This is a genomic window from Pseudomonas sp. GM_Psu_1, from assembly GCF_026544185.1.
Classification (GTDB): domain Bacteria; phylum Pseudomonadota; class Gammaproteobacteria; order Pseudomonadales; family Pseudomonadaceae; genus Chryseomonas; species Chryseomonas oryzihabitans.
This window is the reverse complement of record NZ_JALNUX010000013.1, coordinates 1-25,984: the sequence shown is the minus strand read 5'-3', so window position 1 is coordinate 25,984 and position 25,984 is coordinate 1. Positions and strand designations below refer to the sequence as shown.

The 25,984-nt window shown below is 65.8% G+C and carries 25 protein-coding genes; 21 read left to right on the top strand and 4 right to left on the bottom strand.

Annotated elements, in window-relative coordinates; translation table 11 throughout:
• Positions 1-36 precede the first annotated feature (36 nt).
• The 19 genes from iscR to OXS31_RS19060 all read left to right on the top strand — a co-directional run bounded on the left by iscR (position 37) and on the right by OXS31_RS19060 (position 17,173).
• Positions 37-534: a Fe-S cluster assembly transcriptional regulator IscR gene (gene iscR, locus OXS31_RS19150; RefSeq protein WP_027598345.1), complete on the top strand. Its 498-nt coding sequence runs from the start codon at positions 37-39 to the stop codon at positions 532-534.
• A 31-nt stretch (positions 535-565) separates the two neighbouring features.
• Positions 566-1,780, top strand: a complete 1,215-nt coding sequence (locus OXS31_RS19145; RefSeq protein WP_042138185.1) for an IscS subfamily cysteine desulfurase — start codon at positions 566-568, stop codon at positions 1,778-1,780.
• Between the two features lie 29 nt (positions 1,781-1,809).
• The gene (iscU, locus tag OXS31_RS19140; protein ID WP_007162419.1) at positions 1,810-2,196 is read left to right on the top strand and encodes a Fe-S cluster assembly scaffold IscU; all 387 of its coding nucleotides are present in this window, start codon (positions 1,810-1,812) and stop codon (positions 2,194-2,196) included.
• A 9-nt stretch (positions 2,197-2,205) separates the two neighbouring features.
• The gene (gene iscA, locus OXS31_RS19135; protein WP_007162420.1) at positions 2,206-2,529 is read left to right on the top strand and encodes an iron-sulfur cluster assembly protein IscA; all 324 of its coding nucleotides are present in this window, start codon (positions 2,206-2,208) and stop codon (positions 2,527-2,529) included.
• Between the two features lie 8 nt (positions 2,530-2,537).
• On the top strand, positions 2,538-3,059 hold the full coding sequence (gene hscB / locus OXS31_RS19130; protein ID WP_007162421.1) for a co-chaperone HscB: 522 nt from the start codon (positions 2,538-2,540) through the stop codon (positions 3,057-3,059).
• Positions 3,060-3,104: 45 nt separating this feature from the next.
• Positions 3,105-4,964: a Fe-S protein assembly chaperone HscA gene (hscA, locus tag OXS31_RS19125; RefSeq protein ID WP_144948231.1), complete on the top strand. Its 1,860-nt coding sequence runs from the start codon at positions 3,105-3,107 to the stop codon at positions 4,962-4,964.
• Positions 4,965-4,971: 7 nt separating this feature from the next.
• Positions 4,972-5,310: an ISC system 2Fe-2S type ferredoxin gene (gene fdx, locus OXS31_RS19120; RefSeq protein WP_007162423.1), complete on the top strand. Its 339-nt coding sequence runs from the start codon at positions 4,972-4,974 to the stop codon at positions 5,308-5,310.
• An 11-nt stretch (positions 5,311-5,321) separates the two neighbouring features.
• The gene (gene iscX / locus OXS31_RS19115; protein WP_007162424.1) at positions 5,322-5,522 is read left to right on the top strand and encodes a Fe-S cluster assembly protein IscX; all 201 of its coding nucleotides are present in this window, start codon (positions 5,322-5,324) and stop codon (positions 5,520-5,522) included.
• Between the two features lie 91 nt (positions 5,523-5,613).
• Positions 5,614-6,045, top strand: a complete 432-nt coding sequence (gene ndk, locus OXS31_RS19110) for a nucleoside-diphosphate kinase (protein ID WP_007162425.1) — start codon at positions 5,614-5,616, stop codon at positions 6,043-6,045.
• A gap of 93 nt (positions 6,046-6,138) precedes the next feature.
• A complete protein-coding gene (rlmN, locus tag OXS31_RS19105; protein WP_007162426.1) occupies positions 6,139-7,278 on the top strand; it encodes a 23S rRNA (adenine(2503)-C(2))-methyltransferase RlmN in 1,140 nt (379 codons plus the stop codon).
• 10 nt (positions 7,279-7,288) lie between these two features.
• Positions 7,289-8,059: a type IV pilus biogenesis/stability protein PilW gene (gene pilW / locus OXS31_RS19100; RefSeq protein ID WP_007162427.1), complete on the top strand. Its 771-nt coding sequence runs from the start codon at positions 7,289-7,291 to the stop codon at positions 8,057-8,059.
• Positions 8,056-9,033 carry a helix-turn-helix domain-containing protein gene (locus OXS31_RS19095; RefSeq protein WP_058790684.1) on the top strand — a complete coding sequence of 326 codons (978 nt, stop codon included), beginning with the start codon at positions 8,056-8,058 and terminating at the stop codon, positions 9,031-9,033. Before pilW ends, OXS31_RS19095 begins: the two co-directional genes overlap by 4 nt.
• A 27-nt stretch (positions 9,034-9,060) precedes the next feature.
• Positions 9,061-10,173: a flavodoxin-dependent (E)-4-hydroxy-3-methylbut-2-enyl-diphosphate synthase gene (ispG, locus tag OXS31_RS19090; RefSeq protein WP_007162429.1), complete on the top strand. Its 1,113-nt coding sequence runs from the start codon at positions 9,061-9,063 to the stop codon at positions 10,171-10,173.
• A 24-nt stretch (positions 10,174-10,197) separates the two neighbouring features.
• Positions 10,198-11,505, top strand: coding sequence for a histidine--tRNA ligase (gene hisS / locus OXS31_RS19085; RefSeq protein WP_007162430.1), 1,308 nt, complete (start codon positions 10,198-10,200; stop codon positions 11,503-11,505).
• Between the two features lie 11 nt (positions 11,506-11,516).
• Positions 11,517-12,158, top strand: coding sequence for a tetratricopeptide repeat protein (locus OXS31_RS19080; protein ID WP_007162431.1), 642 nt, complete (start codon positions 11,517-11,519; stop codon positions 12,156-12,158).
• A complete protein-coding gene (gene bamB, locus OXS31_RS19075; protein WP_027601482.1) occupies positions 12,158-13,300 on the top strand; it encodes an outer membrane protein assembly factor BamB in 1,143 nt (380 codons plus the stop codon). The genes OXS31_RS19080 and bamB overlap by 1 nt, the downstream gene beginning before the upstream one ends.
• A 78-nt stretch (positions 13,301-13,378) precedes the next feature.
• Entirely contained in the window at positions 13,379-14,866 is a 1,488-nt protein-coding gene (der, locus tag OXS31_RS19070) for a ribosome biogenesis GTPase Der (RefSeq protein WP_007162433.1), read from the top strand.
• 379 nt (positions 14,867-15,245) lie between these two features.
• Positions 15,246-16,394: a pyridoxal phosphate-dependent aminotransferase gene (locus OXS31_RS19065; RefSeq protein ID WP_044341667.1), complete on the top strand. Its 1,149-nt coding sequence runs from the start codon at positions 15,246-15,248 to the stop codon at positions 16,392-16,394.
• A complete protein-coding gene (locus tag OXS31_RS19060) occupies positions 16,382-17,173 on the top strand; it encodes an amidohydrolase (RefSeq protein ID WP_267401390.1) in 792 nt (263 codons plus the stop codon). Before OXS31_RS19065 ends, OXS31_RS19060 begins: the two co-directional genes overlap by 13 nt.
• Here the strand turns inward: OXS31_RS19060 and OXS31_RS19055 are convergent, their stop codons facing one another.
• Complete coding sequence (locus OXS31_RS19055) at positions 17,174-18,322, bottom strand: aminotransferase class V-fold PLP-dependent enzyme (protein ID WP_267401388.1); 1,149 nt, start codon at positions 18,320-18,322, stop codon at positions 17,174-17,176.
• A 131-nt stretch (positions 18,323-18,453) separates the two neighbouring features.
• On the opposite strand from OXS31_RS19055, the gene OXS31_RS19050 reads away from it, so the two are divergent.
• Complete coding sequence (locus tag OXS31_RS19050) at positions 18,454-18,915, top strand: Lrp/AsnC family transcriptional regulator (protein ID WP_007162437.1); 462 nt, start codon at positions 18,454-18,456, stop codon at positions 18,913-18,915.
• Positions 18,916-18,996: 81 nt separating this feature from the next.
• Here OXS31_RS19050 and OXS31_RS19045 read toward each other — a convergent pair whose 3' ends face one another.
• From OXS31_RS19045 to leuA, 3 genes are all read right to left on the bottom strand, one after another.
• On the bottom strand, positions 18,997-19,947 hold the full coding sequence (locus OXS31_RS19045; protein WP_267401387.1) for an aldo/keto reductase: 951 nt from the start codon (positions 19,945-19,947) through the stop codon (positions 18,997-18,999).
• 53 nt (positions 19,948-20,000) lie between these two features.
• A complete protein-coding gene (locus OXS31_RS19040; RefSeq protein ID WP_267401386.1) occupies positions 20,001-23,312 on the bottom strand; it encodes an EAL domain-containing protein in 3,312 nt (1,103 codons plus the stop codon).
• 139 nt (positions 23,313-23,451) lie between these two features.
• Positions 23,452-25,122 (bottom strand): 2-isopropylmalate synthase, encoded by a 1,671-nt coding sequence (leuA, locus tag OXS31_RS19035; RefSeq protein ID WP_007162440.1) that lies wholly within the window; start codon positions 25,120-25,122, stop codon positions 23,452-23,454.
• A gap of 363 nt (positions 25,123-25,485) precedes the next feature.
• Here leuA and OXS31_RS19030 point away from each other — a divergent pair, with 363 nt between their 5' ends.
• Positions 25,486-25,917, top strand: a complete 432-nt coding sequence (locus tag OXS31_RS19030) for a DUF4174 domain-containing protein (RefSeq protein ID WP_267401385.1) — start codon at positions 25,486-25,488, stop codon at positions 25,915-25,917.
• The last annotated feature ends 67 nt before the right edge of the window (positions 25,918-25,984 follow it).

The following is a 25,984-nucleotide window of genomic DNA, read 5'->3' as shown; positions in this document are numbered from 1 at the left end:
ATCGGGGTCATCCGATGCAACCCGCTCGAGTTCGTCATGAGACTGACCACCAAAGGCCGCTATGCCGTAACCGCCATGCTCGACCTGGCGCTGCATGCCCAGCGGGGCCCGGTGTCGCTGGCCGACATTTCCGAGCGGCAGGGCATTTCGCTGTCCTATCTGGAGCAGCTGTTTGCCCGGCTGCGCCGCGGCTCGCTGGTCAACAGCGTGCGCGGTCCCGGCGGCGGCTACCAGCTGGCGCGCGACATGGGCGGTATCCATGTCGCCCAGGTGATCGATGCCGTCAACGAATCCGTGGATGCCACCCGCTGCCAGGGCAGTGGGGGTTGTCACCAGGGTGATACCTGTCTGACCCACCACCTCTGGTGCGACCTGAGCGATCAGATCCACACCTTCCTCAGTGGCATCACCCTGGCCGACCTGGTCGCCCGCAACGAGATCCAGCAGGTTGCCAAGCGTCAGGACACCAAGGTCTGTGCCAGCAAGCAATCGCCTTTAGCGGTCGAAAAAATCGAAGCGTCCACCATCGACTGAGCAGAGACGCCCGTCTGATTAGGAGTAACCGATGAAATTGCCGATCTACCTAGACTATTCCGCCACCACGCCCGTCGATCCGCGCGTCGCTCAGAAGATGAGTGAGTGCCTGCTGGTGGACGGCAACTTTGGCAACCCCGCATCGCGCTCCCACCTGTTCGGCTGGAAGGCCGAGGAAGCCGTGGAAAACGCCCGTCGTCAGGTGGCCGAACTGGTCAATGCCGACCCGCGCGAGATCGTCTGGACCTCCGGTGCCACCGAGTCCGACAACCTGGCCATCAAGGGCGCCGCGCACTTCTACCAGAACAAGGGCAAGCACCTGATCACCTCCAAGATCGAGCACAAGGCGGTGCTGGACACCACCCGCCAGCTCGAACGCGAAGGTTTCGAGGTCACCTACCTCGAGCCGGGCGAAGACGGCCTGATCACCCCCGAGATGGTCGAGGCGGCCCTGCGTGACGACACCACCCTGGTGTCCATCATGCACGTCAACAACGAGATCGGTACCGTCAACGACATCGCCGCCATCGGCGAGCTGACCCGTTCCCGTGGCGTGCTCTTCCACGTCGATGCCGCCCAGTCCACCGGCAAGGTCGAGATCGATCTGGAAAAGCTCAAGGTCGACATGATGTCCTTCTCGGCGCACAAGACCTACGGTCCCAAGGGCATCGGCGCTCTCTACGTCCGCCGCAAGCCACGCGTGCGTATCGAGGCCCAGACCCATGGTGGCGGTCATGAGCGTGGCATGCGTTCGGGTACCCTGGCGACCCACCAGATCGTCGGCATGGGCGAAGCCTTCCGCATCGCCAAGGAAGAGATGGTCCAGGAAAATGCCCGCATCAAGGCCCTGAGCGAGCGCTTCTACCGGCAGTTCGAAGGCCTGGAAGAGGTCTACCTGAATGGCAGCCTGATCCACCGTGTGCCGCACAACCTGAACCTGAGCTTCAACTACGTCGAAGGCGAGTCGCTGATCATGGCGCTCAAGGACCTGGCGGTTTCGTCCGGTTCGGCCTGTACCTCGGCCTCCCTGGAGCCGTCCTACGTCCTGCGCGCCCTGGGCCGCAACGACGAGCTGGCGCACAGCTCCATCCGCTTCACCTTCGGTCGCTTCACCACCGAAGAAGACGTCGACTATGCCGCGAGCAAGGTCACCGAAGCCGTCAACAAGTTGCGTGAATTGTCTCCGCTGTGGGACATGTTCAAAGAAGGCGTAGACCTGAGTCAGGTCGAGTGGCAAGCCCACTGACCCACCCCCTGATGAGTGAGGATTGAACCATGGCATACAGTGAAAAGGTCATCGACCACTACGAAAATCCGCGCAACGTCGGCAAGTTCGACGCGGCCGATCCGGATGTCGGCACCGGCATGGTCGGCGCTCCCGCGTGCGGCGACGTGATGCGCCTGCAGATCAAGGTCAACGAGCAGGGCATCATCGAAGATGCCAAGTTCAAGACCTACGGCTGCGGCTCCGCCATCGCCTCCAGCTCCCTGGCCACCGAGTGGATGAAGGGCAAGAGCATCGAGGAAGCGGCGTCGATCAAGAACAGCATGATCGCCGAAGAACTGGCCCTGCCGCCGGTGAAGATCCACTGCTCGGTACTCGCCGAAGACGCCATCAAGGCGGCGGTCAGCGACTACAAGCAGAAGAAAGGCCTGCTCTGAGGAGGAACCATGGCGATCAGCATGACCGAGTCCGCCGCCCGCCACGTGCAGCGTTCCCTCGACGGACGCGGCAAGGGTGAGGGCATCCGCCTGGGTGTTCGTACCACGGGCTGCTCGGGACTGGCCTACGTACTCGAGTTCGTCGATGAATTCGCGGCCGAGGATCAGGTGTTCGAAAGCCATGGCGTCAAGGTCATCATCGACCCCAAGAGCCTGGTCTACCTGGACGGCACCGAGCTGGATTTCGTGCGTGAAGGCCTCAACGAGGGCTTCAAGTTCAACAATCCCAACGTGCGTGGCGAGTGTGGCTGCGGCGAAAGCTTCAACATCTGAGGCCCGCCATGGGTAAGCCCTGTCACTTCGCCCTGTTCGAGATCAAGCCCGCCTTCGAGATCGATCAGGCGGGTCTGGCCTCGCGCTATCGCGATCTGGCCCGCACGGTCCATCCGGATCGCTTCGCCGATGCGCCGGAGCGCGAAAGACGCCAGGCGCTGGAGCGGTCGGCCGAGCTCAACGAGGCCTATCACGTGCTGCGCGCTCCGTCGCGCCGCGCGCGCTATCTGCTGGAGCTCGAAGGGCACGAGATGCCGCTCGAGGCGACCATCCAGGACACCGACTTCCTCATGCAGCAATTGCAGTGGCGCGAGGAGTTGGAAGACCTGCAGGACGCCGGCGACAGCGCGGGCATTCCCGCCTTCCGCCAGCGCCTCAAGGATGCGCAGCGTGACATCGAGCAGGCCTTCGCCGCGATCTGGCAGGATCCCGCCCAGCGCGAGTCTGCCGAGCGCCTGGTCCGTCGCATGCAGTTTCTCGACAAGCTGGCCAGCGAGATCCGCCAGCTCGAAGAGCGTCTGGACGATTAATCACAGGTGTCGCTCCGGCACCGACAACCATAAGCCGACTAGCCAATGGCTCTATTGCAGATAGCCGAACCCGGAATGGCGCCCAAGCCGCACCAGCGCAAGCTGGCGGTGGGCATCGATCTGGGCACCACCAATTCCCTCGTGGCCGCCGTCCGCAGTGGCGTGGCCGAGACCCTGCCCGATCTGCAGGGCGAGGTGATCCTGCCGTCCGCCGTGCGCTACGCCGCCGCTGGCGTGGAGGTGGGGGCGGGCGCCAAGGCCGCTGCCGCCCAGGACCCCTTCAATACCATTCTTTCCGTCAAGCGCCTCATGGGGCGTGGCATCGCCGACGTCAAGCAGCTGGGCGAGCAGTTGCCCTATCGCTTCGTCGCCGGTGAATCGGAAATGCCCTTCATCGATACCGCTGCCGGGCGCAAGAGTCCGGTAGAGGTCTCCGCCGACATCCTGCGGGTGCTGCGCGAGCGCGCCGAAGCCACCTTGGGTGGCGAGCTGGTCGGCGCCGTCATCACCGTGCCGGCCTACTTCGACGATGCCCAGCGCCAGGCGACCAAGGACGCGGCCCGCTTCGCCGGCCTGAATGTCCTGCGCCTGCTCAACGAACCCACCGCGGCGGCCGTGGCCTATGGCCTGGACCGGGGCGAGGAGGGCGTGGTCGCCATCTACGACCTGGGGGGCGGCACCTTCGACATCTCCATCCTGCGCCTGACTCGCGGCGTCTTCGAAGTCATGGCCACCGGTGGCGACAGCGCCCTGGGCGGTGACGACTTCGATCACGCCATCGCCGGCTGGATCGTCCAGCAGGCCGGGTTGTCCAGCGATCTGGATCCGGGCACCCAGCGCCGCCTGCTGCAGAGCGCCTGCGCCGCCAAGGAAGCCCTGTCGGCCGCCGAGCGCGTCGAGGTGAGTCACGGTGACTGGTCGGGCGTGCTGGACCGCAGCACCTTCCAGGACCTCATCGCACCCCTGGTCGTGCGCAGCCTCAAGGCCTGTCGCCGTGCCCTGCGCGATGCGGACGTGGAGCCAGCGGATATCCGCGCCGTGGTCATGGTCGGCGGTTCCACCCGCGTGCCCTATGTCCGTGAAGCCGTGGGCGAGCTGTTCGACTGCACCCCGCTCACCGACATCGATCCGGATCGCGTGGTCGCCATCGGCGCCGCCCTGCAGGCCGATTCCCTGGCCGGCAACCGCGCCGGCGAAGAACTGCTGCTGCTGGACGTCATCCCGCTGTCCCTGGGACTCGAGACCATGGGCGGCCTGATGGAAAAGATCATTCCGCGCAACACCACCATCCCGGTGGCGCGGGGTCAGGATTTCACCACCTATCGCGACGGCCAGACCGCCATGCTGGTGCATGTGCTGCAGGGCGAGCGCGAGCTGGTAAAGGACGCCCGCTCCCTGGCGCGCTTCGAGCTGCGCGGCTTCCCGCCCATGGTCGCCGGGGCCGCCAAGATCCGCGTCACCTTCCAGGTCGATGCCGACGGCCTGCTCGGCGTCAGCGCCCGCGAGCTGTCCAGCGGCGTGGAAGCCAGCGTCCAGGTCAAGCCGTCCTATGGCCTGACCGATGGCGAGATCGCCAACATGCTGCAGGATTCCTTCCGCCATGCCGGAGACGACATGCAGGCCCGCGCGCTACGCGAGCAGCAGGTCGAGGCCCGGCGGCTGATCGAGGCGGTCACCGCCGCGCTGGCCGCCGATGGGGAGCGCCTGCTGGACGCCGAGGAGCGTCAGGTGATCGAGCTGGAAATCGGCCGGCTGGCCGAGTTGCTGGACGCCACCGACGTCCAGGCGCTCGAAGACCAGACCAAGCGTCTTTCTCACGTGACCGATGCCTTCGCCGCCCGGCGGATGAACGCCTCGGTCAAGGCGGCCCTGGCGGGTCGCCGTCTCAACGATATCGAGGAGTAGTTCCATCATGCCGCAGATCACCCTGCTGCCCCACGCCGAGCACTGCCCCGAGGGCGCGGTCTTCGAAGCCAGCGAAGGCGAAACCATCATCGCCGCGGCCCTGCGCAACGGTATCGACATCGAGCACGCCTGCGAGATGTCCTGTGCCTGCACCACCTGCCACGTGGTCATCCAGGAAGGCTTCGACTCCCTCGAGCCTTCCGATGAACTCGAGGACGACATGCTGGACAAGGCCTGGGGCCTGGAGATGCGTTCGCGCCTGTCCTGCCAGGCGGTAGTTGGCAGCGAAGACCTGGTGGTGGAGATTCCGCGCTACACCATCAACCAGGTTTCCGAAGGTCACTGAGGACAGCTGTCATGGCACTGAAATGGACCGATGTGCTGGATATCGCCATCGAACTCAACGACGCCCATCCCGACGTGGATCCGCGCTACGTGAATTTCCTCAAGCTGCGCAACTGGGTCGTGGAGCTGCCGGAATTCGACGACGATCCCCAGCGGGGTGGCGAGAAGGTGCTGGAGGCCATCCAGGCCGCCTGGATCGAAGAGTCCGCCTGACGCATCGCCCGTACCGCGCTACGCTTTTCACCGGGACCCGCGTATAATCCGCGGGTTTCGTTTTTGCTCTATTCCCACATTCGGAGTTCACATGTCTGTTCAACGTACCCTGTCGATCATCAAGCCCGATGCCGTATCCAAGAATGTCGTCGGTGAGATCGTCACCCGCTTCGAGAAGGCTGGCCTGCGCGTCGTCGCTGCCAAGATGGTCCAGCTGTCCGAGCGCGAAGCCGGTGGCTTCTACGCCGAACACAAAGAGCGTCCCTTCTTCAAGGACCTGGTCTCCTTCATGACCTCCGGTCCGGTCGTGGTCCAGGTGCTGGAAGGCGACAACGCCATCGCCAAGAACCGTGAGCTGATGGGCGCCACCGATCCCAAGAAGGCCGACGCCGGTACCATCCGTGCCGACTTCGCCGTCTCCATCGACGAGAACGCCGTCCACGGTTCGGACTCCGAAGCGTCCGCCGCTCGCGAGATCTCCTACTTCTTCGCAGCCACCGAAGTCTGCGAGCGCATCCGCTAAGGATGAGCGCTGGCCAGGGAAGCGGCCAGCCCGCCTTCCTGGCATCGCCCGCGCCCTGCGCGGGCTTCAAACAGATTTCGTCGAGGTGATCCCATGACCACAGCCACCGATAAGGTCAATCTGCTGGGCCTGACCCAGCCGCAACTCGAGTCGTTCTTCGAGTCCATCGGGGAGAAGCGCTTTCGCGCCGGCCAGGTCATGAAGTGGATCCATCACTTCGGCATCGATGATTTCGACGCCATGAGCAACCTGGGCAAGGCGCTCAAGGAAAAGCTCAAGGCCGCCGCGGAGATCCGTGGCCCCGAGATCGTCAGCGAGGACATCTCCCGCGACGGCACCCGCAAGTGGGTAATCCGCGTCGCCTCCGGCAGCTGCGTCGAGACCGTCTACATTCCGCAGAACGGCCGCGGCACCCTGTGCGTGTCGTCCCAGGCCGGTTGCGCGCTGGACTGCAGCTTCTGCTCCACCGGCAAGCAGGGCTTCAACAGCAACCTCACCGCCGCCGAGGTGATCGGCCAGGTGTGGATCGCCAACAAGTCCTTTGGCAGCGTGCCCGCCAAGATCGACCGTGCCATCACCAACGTGGTGATGATGGGCATGGGCGAGCCCCTGCTGAACTTCGACAACGTCGTTGCCGCCATGCGCATCATGATGGACGACCTCGGCTACGGCATCTCCAAGCGCAAGGTGACCCTGTCCACCTCGGGCGTGGTGCCGATGATCGAAGAGCTGGCCAAGCAGATCGACGTCTCCCTGGCGCTGTCGCTGCACGCGCCCAACGACGAGCTGCGCAACGAGCTGGTGCCGATCAACCGCAAGTATCCCCTGGCCATGCTGCTCGACGCCTGCCAGAGATACATCGGCCAACTGGGCGAGAAACGCGTCCTGACCATCGAGTACACTCTGCTCAAGGACGTCAACGATCTGCCCGAGCACGCCCTGCAGATGATCGAGCTGCTGCGTAACGTGCCCTGCAAGATCAACCTGATTCCCTTCAATCCCTTCCCGCACTCCGGGTACGAGCGGCCGAGCAAGAACGCCACCCGCCGTTTCCAGGAGCTGCTGCAGCAGGCCGGTTTCAACGTCACGGTGCGCACCACCCGCGGTGACGACATCGATGCCGCCTGCGGCCAGCTGGTGGGCCAGGTCATGGACCGCACCCGCCGCAGCCAGCGCTATATCGCCGTTCGCCAGCTCGACGGTGCCGAAACCGTAACGCCGCTCCAGGGCTGAGGGCGCGACCATGGCGATCACGCGCTTTGCGGCTGTCGCGCTCGCCCTGGTGGTCGGCGGCCTCGCCGGCTGCGTGACCGAGGGTGACCGCAATCCCATGGATACCCGCCAGGGGCGGATGCAGGCCCGTGATGCCTACATCCAGCTCGGCCTCGGCTATGTCCAGCAGGGCAACACCGAACAGGCCAAGGTGCCGCTGAAGAAGGCGCTGGAGCTGGATTCGTCCAGCGCCGACGCCCATGCCGCCCTCGGGCTGGTGTTCCAGGCCCAGGGCGAGACCGACCTGGCCGATCAGGAATACCGCCTGGCCCTGCGCGAGCGGCCCCGCGATGCCCGCATCCTCAACAACTATGGCAGCTTCCTCTATGAGCAGGGGCGCTACAAGGATGCCTACGAACGTTTCACCCAGGCCGCCGAAGACAGTCTCTACCCCGAGCGCGCCCGGGTGTTCGAGAATCTCGGCCTGACCGCCCTGCGACTCAATCAGGTCGACTTGGGCAAGGAAAATCTGGAAAAATCCCTGCGGCTGGATCGCAATCAGCCCAGGGCCCTGTTCGAATTGGCTCAACTGGCCTACCAGACGCGCGACTATGTGCCGTCCCGGAGCTATTACCAGGCCTTCAGCCAGCTCAGTCCCCAGGATGCCCGCAGCCTGTTGCTCGGGATCCGCCTCGCCGAGGTGTTCAATGATCGCAACACCGCCGCGAGCTATGCCCTGCAGCTGAAGCGCCTCTACCCGAACTCACCTGAATATCGTCAACTTCAGTCGGAGCAGAAATGACCGCAGTGCAATCCGAAGCGGTACACGCCGGACGGGGCAATCCCGGTGAGATCTTGCGTCAGAAGCGCCTGTCGCTTGGCTGGAGCCAGGCCCAGGTCGCCCAGAATCTCAATCTCAGCGAGCGCATCATCGAGCAGCTCGAGTCCGGCAACTATCAGCAGATGCCGGGGCACACCTTTGCCCGCGGCTATACCAAGGCCTACGGCAAGCTGCTCGGCCTGGACCAGGTCGAACTGGTGCGGACCTTCGACGGCTACACCGGCACCGATGCCAAGGGCAGCACCGTGCACAGCCTGGGGCGTCTCGATGAGCCGGTGCGGTTGTCGCGCAATGTCCTGAGATTCGTCAGTTTCATCCTGGTGGTGCTGATCATCGCCATGGGCCTGTTCTGGTGGCAGGAGCGCAGTCGCCAGGCCTCCAGCGCCAGTGCCGTGAGCATGGAGCATGTCGAGGTCGAGGGCGCCGACGGCAAGACCGAGATCCATCCCATCGACGAGCCGGAAGAACAGCCCCCGGTCACCGCCCAGCAGCCGGCCGCCACCCTGCCGTCCCCGGTGGGCACGCCGACGCCGGATGCCAATGCCGTCGCCGCCATGACCGCCCCGACCGCCGCGCCCACCCCGGCCCCGGTCACGGGTTCGACCTCGCCAGCGCCCACGGCACCCGCCGCCGCGACCCCGGCCGCGCCGGCCAGCGCCCCTGCCGCGGCGCCCGTCGCCGGCAGCGACAGCCTGAACATCCGCTTCACTGCCAATTGCTGGACGCAGGTCAGCGACGGTAGCGGCAAGATCCTCTTCAGCGGCGTGAAGAAAGGCGGCGAGAGCCTCGAATACGCCTCGATCAAGGCGCCGGTGAACATCCGTCTCGGCTTTGCCCGCGGTGCCCAGATCTCCTACAACGGCCAGGTCGTCGACCTCGCGCCTTACACCAAGGGCGAGACCGCCCGCATCAAACTCGGTCAGGCCGGACAATGACGTCCGGCGACCCCATGGGAAACCAGCATGCATAGCGAATCGCCCATCAAACGTCGGTTGTCCCGCAAGATCTGGGTCGGCTCGGTGCCGGTCGGCGGCGATGCCCCCATCGCCGTGCAGAGCATGACCAACACCGAAACCTGCGACGTCGACGCCACCGTGGCGCAGATCCAGCGCCTGCAGGACGCCGGTGCCGACATCGTGCGCGTCTCGGTGCCCGACATGGACGCCGCCGAAGCCTTCGGTCGCATCAAGCAGCGGGTCAGCCTGCCGCTGGTGGCCGACATCCACTTCGACTACAAGATCGCCCTGCGCGTGGCCGAACTGGGCGTGGACTGCCTGCGCATCAACCCCGGCAACATCGGTCGCGAAGACCGGGTCCGGGCGGTGGTCGACGCGGCCCGCGAGCGCGGCATTCCGATCCGCATCGGCGTCAACGCCGGTTCGCTGGAAAAGGACCTGCAGAAGAAATACGGCGAGCCCACCCCGGAAGCCCTGGTGGAATCGGCCATGCGCCACGTCGACCACCTGGAGAAGCTGGACTATCCGGACTTCAAGGTCAGCGTGAAGGCCAGCGACGTCTTCATGGCCGTGGCCGCCTACCGCCAGTTGGCCACCCGCATCGAGCAGCCGCTGCACCTGGGCATCACCGAAGCCGGTGGCCTGCGTTCGGGTACGGTGAAGTCCGCCGTGGGCCTGGGCATGTTGCTGGCCGAAGGCATCGGCGACACCATCCGCATCTCGCTCGCGGCCGATCCGGTCGAGGAGATCAAGGTCGGTTTCGACATCCTGAAATCCCTGCGCCTGCGTTCGCGCGGCATCAACTTCATCGCCTGCCCGAGCTGCTCGCGGCAGAACTTCGATGTGGTCAAGACCATGAACGAGCTGGAAGGGCGCCTGGAGGACCTGCTGGTGCCCCTGGACGTCGCGGTGATCGGCTGCGTGGTCAACGGCCCCGGCGAAGCCAAGGAGGCCCATGTTGGCCTGACCGGGGGTACGCCCAACAACCTGGTGTACATCGACGGCAAGCCCGCCTCCAAGCTGAACAACGACAATCTGGTGGACGAGCTGGAAGGGCTCATCCGCCGCAAGGCGGCCGAAAAGGCCGAAGCGGATGCCGCGCTCATCGCGCGCAGCTGAAAGATCAAGGAATAAGGCCCTTTCGTGAGCAAGTCCCTGCAAGCCATCCGTGGCATGAACGATATCCTGCCGGAGCAGACCCCGGCCTGGCGCTACCTGGAACGTACCTTCGCGACGCTGCTCGACGGCTATGGCTACCACGAGATCCGTCTGCCCATCATGGAGTTCACCGAACTCTTCGCCCGCGGCATCGGCGAGGGCACCGACGTGGTGGACAAGGAGATGTACACCTTCCTCGACCGCAACGAAGAGTCCCTGACCCTGAGGCCGGAAGGCACCGCGGGTTGCGTGCGGGCCGTGCTCGAGCACGGCATGACCGGGGGTGGCCAGGTACAGAAGCTCTGGTACGCCGGCCCGATGTTCCGCTACGAGAAGCCGCAGAAGGGGCGCTATCGCCAGTTCCACCAGATCGGCGTGGAGGTGTTCAACCTGCCCGGCCCGGACATCGACGCGGAGCTGATCGTGCTCACCGCGCGCCTCTGGCAGCGCCTGGGGCTGACCGACGCCGTCACCCTGCAGCTCAACAGCCTGGGTTCCAGCGCCGATCGCGCGCGTTATCGCGAAGCCCTGGTGGCCTATCTGCAGGAACGCTTCGAGCAACTCGACGAAGACAGCCAGCGCCGCCTGACCACCAATCCGCTGCGCATCCTCGACAGCAAGAACGCCCAGACCCAGGCGCTGCTGCAGGACGCCCCGACCCTGGCGGATTACCTGGACGACGAATCCCGCGCCCACTTCGATGGCCTCAAGGCCCGCCTGGACGCCGCCGGCATCCGCTACCAGATCAATCCCAAGCTGGTGCGTGGCCTGGACTACTACGGCCGGACCGTCTTCGAGTGGGTCACCGACAAGCTGGGTGCCCAGGGCACCGTCTGCGCCGGTGGCCGCTACGACGGCCTGATCACCCAGTTCGGCGGCAAGCCCACCCCGGGCGTCGGCTTCGCCATGGGCGTCGAGCGCCTGGTGCTGCTGCTGGAAACCCTGGAGTGCCTGCCCGGTGATCTGCAGCGCCCCGCCGATCTCTATCTCTGCGCCTTTGGCGAGGCGGCCGAACTGGCCGGCCTCAAGCTGGCCGAGCAGCTGCGCGATGCCCGTCCCGACCTGCGTCTGCTGGTCAACGCCGGCGCCGGCAGCTTCAAGAGCCAGTTCAAGAAGGCCGACAAGAGCGGCGCGCTCTGGGCGATGATCCTGGGTGAGGACGAACTGGCCGCGCAACAGGTGGCGCTCAAGCCCCTGCGTGGCGAGGCGCCCCAGGAAAAGGTCGATTTCGCGGCCCTGGCCGCTCGTCTGGACGAGATTTTGCCCCCGGCCGGTTCCGGTCGCGGGAATTGAGGAGAACGGATTTGAGTTCCATCGACGACGACAATCTGGTGGTCGCCAAGGCCTGGTGGCAGCGTAACGGCAAGCCGCTGGTGGCCGGTGGCGTCATCGCCCTGGTGGCGGTACTCGGCTGGCAGGGCTGGCAGCGCTATCAGAACAACCAGGCGCAAGGCGCCTCGGTGCTCTATCAGCAGCTGGTGGAAGCCGCGCTGGCGCCCGGTGGCAAGGTCGACACCGCGCGGGTGACCGATACCTACGGCAAGCTCAAGCAGGATTATTCCGGTACCGCCTACGCCCAGTACGGCAGTCTCTTCGTCGCCAAGGTGGCGGTGGAGAACAATCGCCTGGACGACGCCGCCGCCGAACTCAAGGCCGTGGTGGACAAGCCCCACGATGCCGAACTCGGCGAGCTGGCGCGGCAGCGTCTGGCCCGGGTGCTGGCGGCCGAGGGCAAGGCCGAAGAGGGCCTCAAGCTGCTGGATGGCGAGGCGCCCAAGGCCTATGTCGCCAACCGCGAAGAATTGCGGGGCGATCTGCTGGTGGCGCTGAAGAAGCCGACCGAGGCCCGCGCCGCCTACGAAAAAGCCCGCGCCGCGCTGCCCAACGATGCAGCCGAAGGCGTGCTGCAGATGAAACTCGATGATCTCGCCAAAGGAGACGCCTGATGTTGCGCTGGAAGCCTATCGCGGTACTGGGTCTCGCCCTTGCGGTCGTCGGGTGCAGCAGCACCGGCAAGAAGGAATTGCCGCCGGCCGAGCTGAAGGACATCAAGGCCGAGGTCCGGCTGGATGAAGTCTGGAGTCGCTCGGTGGGCGATGGCCAGGGCAAGGAATACAACCGCCTGGTCCCGGCCGTGGACGGCCAGACCATCTTTGCCGCCGATGCCGATGGCCGGGTCATGGCGATGAATCGCGAGACCGGTGCGGTGCTGTGGAAGAAGGACCTGGACCTGCCGGTCTCCGGCGGCGTCGGAGTCGGCTCCGGTCTGGTGCTGGTCGGTACCCTGCGTGGCCAGGTCATCGCCCTCGACGCCGGCAGCGGCGACGAGAAGTGGCGCGCCCAGGCCTCCAGCGAGGTGCTGTCCGCTCCGGTCGTCAACAACGACGTGGTGGTGGTGCAGTCCCAGGACGACAAGCTGCAGGCCTTCGAGCTGGGCAGCGGTACCCGTCGCTGGATCTACGAAGACACCCAGCCGGTGCTGAGTCTGAGGGGCACCGGTGCCCCTCTGGTCACCAACCAGGTGGTGATGGCCGGTTTCGCCAGCGGCAAGGTGGTCGCCCTGGACGTGCAGCGTGGCCTGCCGCTGTGGGAACAGCAGATCGCCGTGCCCAAGGGCCGTTCCGAACTGGAGCGCATCGTCGACGTGGACGGCGGCCTCTCGCTGTCGGGCGACACCCTCTATGTGGTCAGCTACAACGGCCGCGTGGTCGCGCTCAATCCGGCCAACGGCCAGATCCTCTGGCAGCGTGACGCCTCCAGCTACGACGGCGTGGCCGAAGGCTTCGGCAACGTCTACCTGAGCCTGGACAACGGCACCGTGGAAGCCGTCGAGGAATCCTCGACCTCCGCGCTCTGGACCAACGCCGATCTGGCCCGTCGCCAGCTCACCGGGCCGGTGGTCTGGTCGAGCAACGTGGTGGTAGGTGACTACGCCGGCTACATCCACCTGCTGAGCCAGGTCGATGGGCGTTTCGTCGGTCGCACCAAGGTCGACGGTGACGGCGTCCGGGTACGGCCACTGGTCGTCGGCGATATGCTCTACGTTTACGGCAATGGCGGTAAACTCGTCGCCTATCGTCTGCGCTAGAAACTATTATCCTCAACCGATGGCCGCTACCGTGAAGTTCGGTAGCGGCCATCGTGTTTTCTGCTCTGGGAGAGCCGCATGGTTCCCGTAATTGCCCTGGTGGGGCGGCCGAACGTCGGCAAATCCACGCTTTTCAATCGCCTGACCAAGACCCGGGACGCCATCGTCGCCGACTTCGCCGGCCTGACCCGCGATCGCAAGTACGGCGAAGCCAAGTGGCAGGGACGCACCTACATCGTGGTCGACACCGGCGGTATCTCCGGTGACGAGGAAGGCATCGACCTGAAGATGGCCGAGCAGTCGCTGCAGGCCATCGAAGAATCCGATGCGGTGCTGTTCCTGGTGGACTCCCGTGACGGCATGACCGTCGCCGACCAGATGATCGCCGAGCACCTGCGCAAGAGAAACAAGCGCACCTTCCTGGTGGCCAACAAGGTCGACACCGTCGATCCCGAAATCGCCCGGGCGGAATTCAGCCCGCTGGCCATCGGCGACGCCTTTCCCATCGCGGCGGCCCACGGCCGTGGCGTGAACAACCTGCTGGAAGCCGCCCTGGGCGTCTTCCCCAAGGACGAGGTCGAGGTCGAGGAGCTCTCCGAGGAGCAGGTGCGGGCGGCCGCGGAAGAGGGCGGTGACGTCTTCCGGCGCGTGCAGGGCATCGACGAGACCACCGGCATCAAGATCGCCGTGATCGGTCGACCCAACGTCGGCAAGTCGACCCTGGTCAACCGCATGCTCGGCGAAGAACGGGTCATCGTCTATGACCAGGCCGGCACCACGCGCGACAGCATCTACATCCCCTTCGAGCGCAACGAAGAACGCTACACCCTGATCGACACCGCCGGCGTGCGCCGGCGTGGCAAGGTCTTCGAGGCGGTCGAGAAGTTCTCGGTGGTCAAGACGCTGCAGGCGATCCAGGACGCCAACGTGGTGATCTTTGTCATGGACGCCCGCGAAGGCGTGGTCGAGCACGACCTCAACCTGCTCGGCTTCGTGCTGGAGACCGGTCGTGCCCTGGTGATCGCCCTCAACAAGTGGGACGGCATGGAGTCCGGCGAGCGCGACTACGTCAAGACCGAGCTGGAACGCCGGCTGCTGTTCGTCGACTTCGCCGACATCCACTTCATCTCGGCGCTGCATGGCACCGGCGTGGGCCATCTGTACAAGTCGGTGCAGCAGTCCTTCGCCTCGGCCACCACCCGCTGGCCTACCAGCCGCCTGACCCAGATCCTCGAGGACGCGGTGCAGGAGCACCAGCCGCCGATGGTCAGCGGACGCCGCATCAAGCTGCGCTATGCCCACCTGGGCGGCGCCAACCCGCCGCTGATCGTCATCCACGGCAACCAGACGGAAGCGGTGCCCAAGTCCTATACCCGCTACCTGGAAAAGACCTATCGCCGGGTGCTCAAGCTGGTGGGGACGCCGATTCGCATCGAATACCGCGGTGGCGAGAACCCCTTCGAGGGCAAGAAGAACACCCTCACCGAGCGCCAGGTCAACAAGAAGCGCCGGTTGATGAGCCACCACAAGAAGGCCGAGAAGAAGCGCAAGGACAAGCGGCGGTAAGCCGGTCGGGCGTTGTGAAGGAAAGGGGGCTAATAGCCCCCTTTCTCTTTGTTAGCGGATTCTGGCGAGGAGGCTCCTCGCACACCGAACTTCCCCCTCTCCCTTTGGGAGAGGGTTGGGGTGAGGGTGATCCCTGCGACGGCCTAGCAGTGAAAAAGATCGTAGCCTTGTCCCCTTCGCCTCGCCAAGGGGTGACCTGACTGCCAGCGGTTGCCCTCACCCTGGCCCTCTCCCGGAGGGAGAGGGGATGTTCGGATCAGGCCTTGTACCCAGGCTATGCCTAGACCGCTGGCTGGCTGATCGGCTTAGCACTACTTGCCCTCTCGCACAAAAAATCGCAGTCTGCCGATCTCCTTCCAGCCAGACCTGTGCCCGCGCGATGATCCAGAGCAAGCTTCCCGGCCTCGCCGTCACCATCTTCACCCGCATGTCCCAGCTCGCCGCCCAGACCGGTGCGCTGAATCTGTCCCAGGGCTTTCCCGATTTCGATGGCCCGGCCGAGTTGCTCGCGGCGGTCGGTCGCCATGTCGCGGCCGGCCACAACCAGTACGCGCCCATGACCGGGCTGCCGGCGCTGCGCCAGCAGGTGGCAGCCAAGGTCGCCGCCTTCTATGGCCGAGAGGTGGATGCCGAGACCGAGGTCACCATCGTACCCGGCGCCACCCAGGGCCTGTTCTGCGCCCTGCAGACGCTGGTGCGGCCAGGTGACGAGGTGATCGTCTTCGATCCCTGCTACGACAGCTACGAGCCCTCGGTGCAACTGGCCGGCGGGCGCTGCGTGCACGTGCCCCTGGCGCTGCCGGGCTTTGGTATCGACTGGCCGGCGCTGGAGGCGGCCCTGAGTCCGCGCACCCGTGCCATCGTACTCAATACCCCGCACAACCCCAGTGGCGCCCTGGTCAGCGCCGCCGAGCTGGACCGCCTGGCCGCGCTGATCCGCGGGCGCGATCTCTATCTGGTCAGCGACGAGGTCTATGAGCACCTGGTCTACGACGGCGAGCGCCATGCCAGCGTCATCGCCCACGACGAACTCTATGCCCGCGCCTTCGTGGTCAGCTCCTTTGGCAAGACCTATCACGTCACCGGCTGGAAGACCGGCTATGTGGTGGCGCCACCGGCGCTGTCGGCGGAATTGCGCAAGGTGCACCAGTACGTGAGCTTCTGCGGAGTGACGCCGATCCAGGCCGCCCTGGCCGACTTCATGGCCGTCCATCCCGAGCATCTCAGCGAGCTGCCGGCCTTCTACCAGGCCAAGCGCGATCTCTTCTGCGATCTGCTGGGCAACTCGCGCTTCACCTTCCAGCGCGCCGCCGGCACCTATTTCCAGGTGGTCGACTACTCCGCCATCCGCCCGGAGCTGGACGACGTGGCCATGGCCGAATGGCTGACCCGCGAGCATGGCGTCGCCGCCATTCCGCTGTCGGTGTTCTACCAGGCGCCACCCGCGGACCTGCGCCTGGTGCGCTTCTGCTTTGCCAAGCGCGAAGACACCCTGCGCCAGGCAGCGGAGCGGCTATGCGCGATCTGACCCCCATCCAGGACCTGCGCCTGGCGCTGGTACAGAGCGAACTGGCCTGGCATGACCCGGCCGCCAACCGTGCCCATTTCGAAGCGCTGTTGAGGGACGTGGGCGAGACCGACCTGATCATCCTGCCGGAGATGTTCACCACCGGCTTTTCCATGGAATCGGCCGCGCTCGCCGAGCCCGTGGAGGGTCCGACAGCGGCCTGGATGAGCGAACAGGCGCAGCGGCTCGGCGCGGTGGTCACCGGCAGCCTGATCGTGCGGGACGCGGCTGGACAGCACCGCAATCGCCTGCTGTGGGCGACGCCGGATGGCGAGTTGCAGCACTATGACAAGCGCCATCTGTTTCGCATGGCCGGCGAGCACGAGCACTATGCCCCGGGCGAGCAGCGACTGCGGGTGTCGCTCAAGGGATGGCTGATCCGCCCGCTGATCTGCTACGACCTGAGATTCCCGGTCTGGAGTCGCGCCCAGGACGACACCGACCTGCTGCTCTATGTGGCCAACTGGCCGGCGCCGCGGCGCGGTCACTGGAATCGCCTGCTGCCGGCACGGGCCATCGAGAATCTCTGCTATGTCGCCGCGGTGAATCGCATCGGCAGTGACGGCAACGGTCATCCCTATGCCGGTGACAGCCAGGTGCTGGACTTCCAGGGGGAGCCCCTGATCGACGCCGGCGCGGAATCCGGCATCTTCCACGCCACGCTGTCCGCTGCAGCCCTCACGGCCTATCGCGAGCGCTTTCCGGCGCAGCGCGATGCCGATGCCTTCCGCCTGGACTGATCAGGCCCAGAAGGGCGCTGGCTGGGCAGCATGCTGGTGGATCAGGGCGATGGCCTGGTCCACGTCCGCCGCGGTGGTGTAGCGACCCAGGCTGAATCTGTAGCTGCGCGCCGCCTGTTCGGCGGTCAGGCCGAGGCCCAGGAGCACATGGGAGGGCGCCGCCTTGGCCGAACTGCAGGCCGAGGTGGTCGAGAAGGCCAGCTGCCGCTGCAGCGCCGCGGTGTCCAGCGGCGTGGCGAAGGTCAGATTCAGGGTGTGGGGAATGCGCTGCCGGGCGCAGCCATTGAGCCGCATGCCGTTCAGGGTTTGTACCCCGGCCAGGAATCGCTCGCGTAACTGGCCGAGACGCTCGCTCTCTCGCGCCATGGCCTGGCCGGCGAGGGCGAAAGCGGTCCCCATGCCGACGATCTGGTGGGTGGCCAGGGTGCCGGAACGCAGCCCGCGCTCATGGCCGCCACCGTGGATCTGCGCCTGCAGGGCACCCTCGGCGCGCGGACCGACATAGAGGGCGCCGATGCCCTTGGGCCCATAGGTCTTGTGCGCGGAAAAGGACATCAGATCGACTTCCAGGCCGGCCAGGTCGATGGCGACCTTGCCGGTGGCCTGGGCGGCGTCCACGTGGAAGAGGGCGCCCCGGACGCGCACCAGCCGGCCGATGGCGTCGATATCGGTCAGGGTACCCAGCTCGTTGTTCACCATCATCAGCGAGACCAGGCAAGTGTCCGCTCGCCAGGCCTGGGCGACGGCCTCAGGGGTGATGAGGCCTGCCGCGTCTGGCGCCAGGTAGGTGACGGTGAAGCCCTCGGCTTCCAGCTGGGCGGCGGTATCCAGTACCGCCCGGTGCTCCAGGCAACTGGTGATCAGATGGCCATGCCCGCGACGCCGGGCCACGCCGAGCAGCGCGAGATTGTTGGATTCGGTCGCGCCGGAGGTCCAGATCAGCTGTTCGGGCCGGGCGCCAACCAGGTCGGCCACCTGCTGGCGGGCGGTGTCCACGGCGCGCTGGGCGTCGTTGCCGAAGGCATGGCCGCGAGAGGCGGGATTGCCGAAGACGCCCTGGCGCCCCATACAGCCCAGCATGGCTTCGATGACGACATCGTCGACAGGGGTGGTAGCGGCGTAATCGAAATACAGGGGATAAGCGTCCATGGCGGCCTCGGGCATTTGAATGGACCTAGGCTAACGCTGGCGCGCGTGAAGAAATTTGCTTTTTTATCGCTCATTGAGCTTTCGAGCAGAATAGAATTCTCTCTAATAGCCGTTGTAGAGAAAATGAATTCATGGATCGCTTCGATCGTGCCATTCTCGAGATCTTGCAGCAGGACAGCACCCGACCGGTGGCCGATATCGCCGAGCGCATCGGCCTGGGTACCACGGCCTGTTGGCGGCGTATCCAGAAGCTGGAGGAGCAGGGCGTGATCCGCGCCCGGGTGGCGCTGCTCGATCCCCGTGAGCTCAACGTGGGGGTGACGGTCTTCGTTTCCGTGCGCACCAATCAGCACGCCATGGACTGGCTGCAGCGTTTCCATGAGGCGGTAGCGGCCATTCCGGAGGTGGTCGAGCTCTATCGCATGGCCGGCGATACCGACTACCTGATGCGCATCGTGGTGCCGGACATCGCCGCCTACGATGGCGTCTACAAGCGGCTGATCCAGGTACCGGGATTGCTGGACGTCAGCTCCAGCTTCGCCATGGAGCAGATCAAGTACAGCACCGCCTTGCCGCTGGATTATGTGCGGTAGGAGGATTGGGCTATCGCGGCCATGGGCCGCTCCTACGGGGTATGGATCAGGCCTGTAGGAGCGGCCCCTGGCCGCGACACCTCAGCGATAGGCGCTGACCTGATCCAGCAGGGTGATGTCGTCGGCCGGTAGTTGCAGCCGGGTGGCGGCCACCAGGTCGTCCAGTTGGGCCTGGGAGGTGGCGCTGGCGATCGGCGCGGTGATGCTGGGGCGGGCGATCAGCCAGGCCAGGGCGACCTGGGCCGGGGTGGCGTCGTGCTTCTCGGCGATCTCGTCGAGGCCGGCCAGGATGGCCATGCCGCGTTCGTCCAGGTAACGCTTGACCATCTCCGCGCGCGACCCCTGGAGATCGTCCTTGGTGCGGTACTTGCCCGTCAGGAAGCCGCTGGCCAGGGAGAAATAGCTGATCACGCCCAAGCCGAGTTCCTTGACCACGGGTTCCAGCTCGGTCTCGTAGTCCTGGCGGGCATGCAGGTTGTAGTGGGGCTGCAGGCTCTGGTAGGCCGGCACGCCCAGGCGTTCGGCGACCTGGGCCGCTTCGCGCAGGCGCTGGCCGCTGTAGTTGGAGGCGCCGATCACCCGCACCTTGCCCTGTTCCACCAGCCGCGCGAAGGCGCCCAGGGTTTCCTCCAGCGGGGTGTCCTCGTCGTCGCAGTGCGCCTGATAGAGGTCGATGCGATCGGTCTGCAGGCGCTTCAGCGAGGCTTCCACTGCCTGCTGCACATAGCTGGCCTTGAGGCCCTTGCGACCCTCACCCATGTCCATGCCCAGCTTGGTTCCCAGGATCACCTGGTCGCGCTTGCCGCTGCGGGCGAACCACTTGCCCAGCAAGGTCTCGGATTCGCCGCCGCGGTTGCCCGGTGCCCAGCGCGAATAGACGTCGGCAGTGTCGATGAAAGTCAGGCCCGCTTCGAGCAGGGCATCCAGCATGCGGAAGGACTGGGCTTCGTCCAGGGTCCAGCCAAAGACGTTGCCACCAAAGCAGAGCGGGGGCACCTGGAGATCTGAGTGGCCAAGGGTACGAGTGTGCATGGAATCCTCATCCGGTTGGGGGAGTCATGCAGGTTACGACCGATGGCCGCGGCTCAAGGTTCGAGGCGCGTAGGCCCGGGCCACTCCCGCAGGGGGAGGGGTTTGCCCAGGGCATAGCCCTGGGCGTAGTCCACGCCGATGGTGCCGAGCAATTCGAAGGTGGCCTGGGACTCGACGAATTCGGCGATGGTCTCGGCGCCGAGGTGGTGGGCGACCTGGTTGATGGACTCGACGATGGCGCGATCCAGCGGATCCTGGTCGAGGCTGCGGATGAAGCTGCCGTCGATCTTCACGTAGTCGACGCGGAAGTGCTTGAGGTAGGCGAAGGAGCTGAGGCCGGCGCCGAAGTCGTCCAGGGCTATGCGGCAGCCGCGTTCGCGGACCTGGCTGATGAGCGCCGAGGCCACCGAGAGCTTGTTGATCACTGCGGTCTCGGTCAGCTCGAAGAGCAGGCGCTGCGGATCCAGCGGCGAGGCCGCGATCAGCTCCAGCAATTCGGGCAGGAAGTCGGGATCGCTCAGGCTGTTGCCCGAGAGATTGATGCCCACGTGCAGCCCGGGTCGTTCCTGCAGCCAGGGCACCAGCTCGACCAGCACCTGACGCACCACCCAGCGGTCGATGCTGCTCATCAGGCCGAAGCGCTCGGCGGCCGGGATGAAGGTGGCCGGCGAGATCAGCTGGCCCTGGACATCGCGCAGGCGCAGCAGCAACTCGACATGCTGCGCCGCGTCGCTGCGGCTCCGGGTAGGGACGATGGCCTGGGCGTGCAACTCGAAGCGGTGCTGCTCCAGGGCCTCGCGCAGGCCGCTGGCCATGAGGATCTCGCGGTGCTGGCGCTCGACGTCCTCGCTGCCGGCGCGATAGAGCGCCGCGCGATTGCGCCCGGCGTGCTTGGCGGTGTAGCAGGCCACGTCGGCCTGGCTCATCAATTCGGCCGGGCTCGGGGTTTCGGCGGTGATGGCGACGATGCCGGCACTGGCGCCGACGTCATAGATCCGGCTCTGCCAGTTGAAGCGCACGGCGCCGATGCTGGCGATGAGCTTTTCGGCCACGGCCTCGGCCTGCACCAGATCGCAGTCGCGCAGCAGCAGGGCGAATTCGTCACCGCCGATCCGCGCCACGGCATCCGAGCCGCGCAGGGAGTCGCGCAGCAGGGTGCCCAGTTCGCGCAGCAGCAGATCCCCGGCGGCATGGCCGGCGGAGTCGTTGACCACCTTGAAGCGATCGAGGTCGATGAAGCACAGCGCGTGCTGGACGGTCCCGGCCTGGGCCTGCTGCCAGGCGGCGTCCAGCTCCTGCTCGAACTTCAAGCGGTTGTAGAGGCCGGTCAGGGCGTCGTGGGAGGCGTTGTAGCTCAGTTCGCGCTGCAGATTGCGCGCGTGGGTGACATTCTGGAACACCAGCACCGCGCCGATGATGCGGCCATCCACCGTACGCACTGGCGCGGCCGAATCCTGCACCTCGTGCCTGTCACCCTGGCGGCTGAGCAGTACCGCGCCCTCGTCCAGGGAGGTGATGGTCTGCTCGCGCAGGCAGCGGGTCACCGGACTGGGCAGGACCTCGTCGCTCTGGCTGTCGTGGATGAGGAACACCTCTTCGTGGGGCCGGCCCCGGGCATCCGCCAGCGACCAGCCGGTGAGCTGCTCGGCGACCGGATTGAGAAAGAGGATGCGCCCGTCCACGTCGGTGGTCAGCACGGCGTCGGCGATGGAGGCCAGGGTGACCTGCAGCCGTTCCTTTTCCTCGTAGAGCGCCGTGGTCAGCTGGTGGTGCTCGGTGACGTCGCTGTTGCTGCCGACCAGGCGTACATGGCCGTCGGCCTCGACCACCGAGATCAGCTCGGAGCGGATATGGCGCACCTCGCCGCCGGGGCCGCCGCGGTTGATGCGGAAGTTGAAGGTGTAGAACATCGACTCGCTGGCGACCTTGTCGAACACCTCCAGCGAACGCGCCTTGTCGTCCGGGTGGATGAAGGTGAGCCAGAAGTCCATGTCCCGACTGAGATTGTCCGGGGCGATGCCATAGAGATCGCGCAGCCGTGCATCGGCATTGAAACCCGGACTGCGGGTATCCCACTCCCAGATCCCCACGTTGCTGGCGCGAATGGCCAGTTGCAGTCGCTCGCGGAGCCGGGCGTTGGTCGCCTCGGCGCGGCGCTGGGCGTCGATGTCGCGGGCCTGCAGCAGATAGCCGGTGAGCAGGTCGCCATCATCATGGTCGGGCGACAGCGCCAGTTGCATCCACAGTCCCTGGCCGTCGCGGTGCAGCAGACGGCGGGTCTGCTCGCCTTCCTCGATCGTCAGGGGTTCTTCGCCATCGGCGATCAACTCCTTGAGCGACCGGCCGTCGAGGCTGTGGCGCGGATAGCCGAGCATGGCCTCCAGGGCGGCATTCACCTGACTCAGGCGGCCCTCCACCGACAGCAGCGCCATGCCGTAGGGCGCGGCGCTCAGGGCATGGCGAAAGCGTGCCTCGTTGCGCGCCAGGCGCTGGTTGTGGTGACGGCTCTGCTGCACGGCGGCGGCCAGCAACAGTGGGGGAATCTGCATCAGGGCCACGGGAATGTAGGTCAGGGCTTCCTGCACCAGGGTGGCGCCGCGAACGCCGAGCAGATAACCGTGGGCCACCAGGTAGGTGAAGATCAGGATGTTCAGGCCGCCGACCACCGCGGTACCCAGGGCAGTGAGCCTCAGGGTCATCAGCAGCAGCAGGGTGGAGACGTAGACGAAGGGGTAGGGCACATAGGCCAGCAGGCCGAGCACCAGCACGGGGCTGATCAGCAGCAGGACGATGAACTCACGGGCACCCTGACGACTGAATTGCCGCCACTGCAGCGGGCGGCCGAGAAAGGCGAGGGGCATCATCACCAGCAGGCCGAGGGCGTCGCCGAGGTACCAGTGCAGGGCCACCCGCAGCAGCTCGGGATTGCCCTGCTGAGCGGCGATCAGGGTGCCCAGGGCGGTACCGGCCAGGGGCGTCACCAGCACCCCGTAGAACAGCAGTCGGCCCATGGCCGCGACATTGCGTTCGGGATGGAGGATGCGGCCATGCAGCAGCCAGGCGCCGAACAGGATCTCGGCCAGATTGGGTAGGGAATAGAGCGCGCCGATGGCCGGGTCCCCACTGAAGGGCAACTCGGCCAGGGCGCCGGCCAGCCAGACCGCCAGCAGTTGCAGCGGCCAGCGCCGGGGCGCCGAGCGCAGCAGCCAGGCGATCGCCAGGCCATTGGGCAACCAGAGGGTGGCCACGGTGGAGGACGCCTGGCGGGTGAAGAGGATGCACAGGACCGAACTGATCAGGAACAGCAGCGCCAGCGCGGTGGCGTCACGCAGCAGAGAGGTGTTTCGCGACAGAGTGAAGGTCATTGCCTATCCAGACAAGCTGCCCGGCTGGCCGAAGCGGGCAGGCGAGACGATCCCTAGGAAGCGGGGAGTATCTCCGCTGATTCGCCATAAAAAAAGGGAACACCGACAGGTATTCCCTTTGGTTTGACGAATGTCAGTTTCAGGCGGCCTTGGCCTGGGCCTGGGTCACCGCGCGATTCAGGGCGCTGAGCAGGGCGCGGAAGCTGGCGGTGGTGATGTTCTCGTCGATGCCGATGCCATGCAGCGGACGCTGACCTTCCAGGCGGACCTCGATGTAGGAAGCGGCCTTGGCGTTGGCGCCGGCGCCGATGGAGTGCTCGTGGTAGTCCATGATTTCCACCGCCTGCGGCAGGCTGGCGACCAGGGCTTCCAGCGGGCCCTTGGCGGTGCCGTGCCAGTGCTCGGTACGACCTTCGACGGCGACCTTGATGTCGACGGTGGAGGTGCCGTCTTCCTCGCGCAGCTTGTGGCTGACCAGGGCGTAGGGGCTCTTGGCCTGCAGGTATTCCTGTTCGAGCAGGGCGTGGATCTGCGCCGCGGTCATCTCCAGGCCCAGGCGATCGGTCTCGCGCTGCACCACCTGGCTGAATTCGATCTGCATGCGGCGCGGCAGGCTGATGCCGTATTCCTGTTCCAGCAGGAAGGCGATACCGCCCTTGCCCGACTGGCTGTTGACGCGGATGACCGCCTCGTAGTCGCGGCCGATGTCGGCCGGGTCGATGGGCAGGTAGGGCACTTCCCAGAGGGCGTCCGGCTTCTGCTGGGCGAAGCCCTTGCGGATGGCGTCCTGGTGGGAGCCGGAGAAGGCGGTGTGGACCAGATCGCCGACATAGGGATGGCGCGGGTGCACCGGCAGCTGGTTGCACTCCTCGACGGTCTTGCGCACGGCGTCGATGTCGGAGAAGTCCAGCTCGGGGTCGACGCCCTGGGTGTAGAGGTTGAGCGCCAGGGTCACCAGGCAGACGTTGCCGGTGCGCTCGCCATTACCGAACAGGCAGCCTTCGACGCGATCGGCGCCGGCCATCACCGCCAGTTCTGAGGCGGCGACGCCGGTGCCGCGGTCGTTATGGGTGTGGACGCTGATCAGCACGCTGTCGCGGCGGTCGATGTGGCGACCGAACCATTCGATCTGGTCGGCGTAGTTGTTGGGCGTGGCGCACTCGATGGTGGCGGGCAGGTTGAGGATCAGCTTGTTGGCGGGGGTCGGCGCGAACACCGCGATCACCGCGTTGCACACCTCGACGGCGAAGTCGGTCTCGGTGGAGCTGAACACCTCGGGGGAGTACTCGAAGCCCCACTGGGTCTCCGGCCGCTCGGCGGCCAGGCGCACGATGGTCTGGCCGGCGGCTACGGCGATGGCCTTGACGCCGGCCTTGTCCTGGCCGAAGACGATGCGGCGGAAACTCGGCGCGCAGGCGTTGTAGTAGTGGACGATGGCGCGCTTGGCGCCCTTGAGCGATTCGAAGGTGCGCTCGATGAGGTCGTCACGGGCCTGGGTCAGCACCTGGATGGTGACGTCGTCGGGGATGTGACCGCCCTCGATCAGCTCGCGGACGAAGTCGAAGTCGGTCTGGGAGGCGGAGGGGAAGCCCACCTCGATCTCCTTCAGACCCACGGCGACCAGGCACTTGAAGAAGGCCATCTTCTTCTCGGCGTCCATCGGCTCGATCAGCGACTGGTTGCCGTCGCGCAGGTCGGTGGACAGCCAGATCGGCGCCTTGTCGATGACCTTGTCCGGCCAGGTGCGGTCGGGCAGGGCGACGGGCGTGAAGGGACGGTACTTCTGCGAGGGATCTTTGAGCATGGTCATGGCGATTCTTTCCTTGGGCGTGGTCGGGACTTACGAAGCGAGCGCGGTCGAGCTTCGCAGTCGTGGACTGACCAGTCGCAGGCAGCGGTGCTGCCGGAGGAGGATGAGGGTATGGGCGTTGTGCATGGCGCTTACGTTAGTCCGCCCAGGCCAGGCCTCGCAATGTTCTTTTTGAAATTGGCAGGAATGTTCGATCAGCGCGATTTGCTGATGATTTATTGCTGGCTGAGGCTGGTTATTGGTGATTTCTAAAAAAGCGGGTTTTTGTTTTTTGTGTAACCCGAAATCGCCGGGGCGATCCCTGGCGTCGGGTTGGGGTCAATTTTGGACGATTCCCTGCAAACGAACGGAAGGAAGGCGTCCATGAAGACTCTGGTGCTGGCAGGGCTGGCGACCACCCTGATCGCCGGCTTGGCGTCGGCGGCCCAGGCCGCCGACAACCCTCTGGAGGCGGAACGCTGGAAGACGCGGCCGCTGATCCTGGTGGCGCCGACGGCGAAGGATCCCCAGGTCGCGAAGCTTCGCGAAGAACTGGCGCAGCCGGCCAATCGCGAAGCCTTCGTCGAGCGGGAAATGGTGCTCTATACGGTGGTGGGCGAGGCCGGCAGCCGCAACGGCGAGCCGCTGCGGCCGAAGCAGACCCGGGCGCTGCTCAAGGCCCTGGACGCCCGCGCTGGCCAGCCGGCAACGCTCTATCTGGTGGGCAAGGACGGCGGGGTCAAGGTGCGGGAGCAGCAGGATTGGTCGCTCAAGGCGCTGTTCGGCACCATCGACCGGATGCCGATGCGGCGGTAGTCGTGGCTCCCTCACCCCGGCCCTCTCCCAAAGGGAGAGGGGTTTTCTTAGGCCATCCGGACGCCGT

Bases quoted from the DNA above. Each gene is read 5' to 3' on its own strand.
- OXS31_RS19060 (WP_267401390.1), top strand. From the start codon at position 16,382: ATGCGCGATCTGACCCCCATCCAGGACCTGCGCCTGGCGCTGGTACAG.
- rlmN (WP_007162426.1), top strand. From the start codon at position 6,139: ATGACCACAGCCACCGATAAGGTCAATCTGCTGGGCCTGACCCAGCCG.
- ndk (WP_007162425.1), top strand. From the start codon at position 5,614: ATGTCTGTTCAACGTACCCTGTCGATCATCAAGCCCGATGCCGTATCC.
- ispG (WP_007162429.1), top strand. From the start codon at position 9,061: ATGCATAGCGAATCGCCCATCAAACGTCGGTTGTCCCGCAAGATCTGG.
- OXS31_RS19065 (WP_044341667.1), top strand. From the start codon at position 15,246: ATGATCCAGAGCAAGCTTCCCGGCCTCGCCGTCACCATCTTCACCCGC.
- OXS31_RS19050 (WP_007162437.1), top strand. From the start codon at position 18,454: ATGGATCGCTTCGATCGTGCCATTCTCGAGATCTTGCAGCAGGACAGC.
- iscU (WP_007162419.1), top strand. From the start codon at position 1,810: ATGGCATACAGTGAAAAGGTCATCGACCACTACGAAAATCCGCGCAAC.
- pilW (WP_007162427.1), top strand. From the start codon at position 7,289: ATGGCGATCACGCGCTTTGCGGCTGTCGCGCTCGCCCTGGTGGTCGGC.
- iscX (WP_007162424.1), top strand. From the start codon at position 5,322: ATGGCACTGAAATGGACCGATGTGCTGGATATCGCCATCGAACTCAAC.
- OXS31_RS19040 (WP_267401386.1), bottom strand. From the start codon at position 23,312: ATGACCTTCACTCTGTCGCGAAACACCTCTCTGCTGCGTGACGCCACC.
- OXS31_RS19045 (WP_267401387.1), bottom strand. From the start codon at position 19,947: ATGCACACTCGTACCCTTGGCCACTCAGATCTCCAGGTGCCCCCGCTC.
- der (WP_007162433.1), top strand. From the start codon at position 13,379: ATGGTTCCCGTAATTGCCCTGGTGGGGCGGCCGAACGTCGGCAAATCC.
- bamB (WP_027601482.1), top strand. From the start codon at position 12,158: ATGTTGCGCTGGAAGCCTATCGCGGTACTGGGTCTCGCCCTTGCGGTC.
- OXS31_RS19095 (WP_058790684.1), top strand. From the start codon at position 8,056: ATGACCGCAGTGCAATCCGAAGCGGTACACGCCGGACGGGGCAATCCC.
- OXS31_RS19055 (WP_267401388.1), bottom strand. From the start codon at position 18,322: ATGGACGCTTATCCCCTGTATTTCGATTACGCCGCTACCACCCCTGTC.
- hscA (WP_144948231.1), top strand. From the start codon at position 3,105: ATGGCTCTATTGCAGATAGCCGAACCCGGAATGGCGCCCAAGCCGCAC.
- iscA (WP_007162420.1), top strand. From the start codon at position 2,206: ATGGCGATCAGCATGACCGAGTCCGCCGCCCGCCACGTGCAGCGTTCC.
- OXS31_RS19145 (WP_042138185.1), top strand. From the start codon at position 566: ATGAAATTGCCGATCTACCTAGACTATTCCGCCACCACGCCCGTCGAT.
- OXS31_RS19030 (WP_267401385.1), top strand. From the start codon at position 25,486: ATGAAGACTCTGGTGCTGGCAGGGCTGGCGACCACCCTGATCGCCGGC.
- iscR (WP_027598345.1), top strand. From the start codon at position 37: ATGAGACTGACCACCAAAGGCCGCTATGCCGTAACCGCCATGCTCGAC.
- leuA (WP_007162440.1), bottom strand. From the start codon at position 25,122: ATGACCATGCTCAAAGATCCCTCGCAGAAGTACCGTCCCTTCACGCCC.
- fdx (WP_007162423.1), top strand. From the start codon at position 4,972: ATGCCGCAGATCACCCTGCTGCCCCACGCCGAGCACTGCCCCGAGGGC.
- hscB (WP_007162421.1), top strand. From the start codon at position 2,538: ATGGGTAAGCCCTGTCACTTCGCCCTGTTCGAGATCAAGCCCGCCTTC.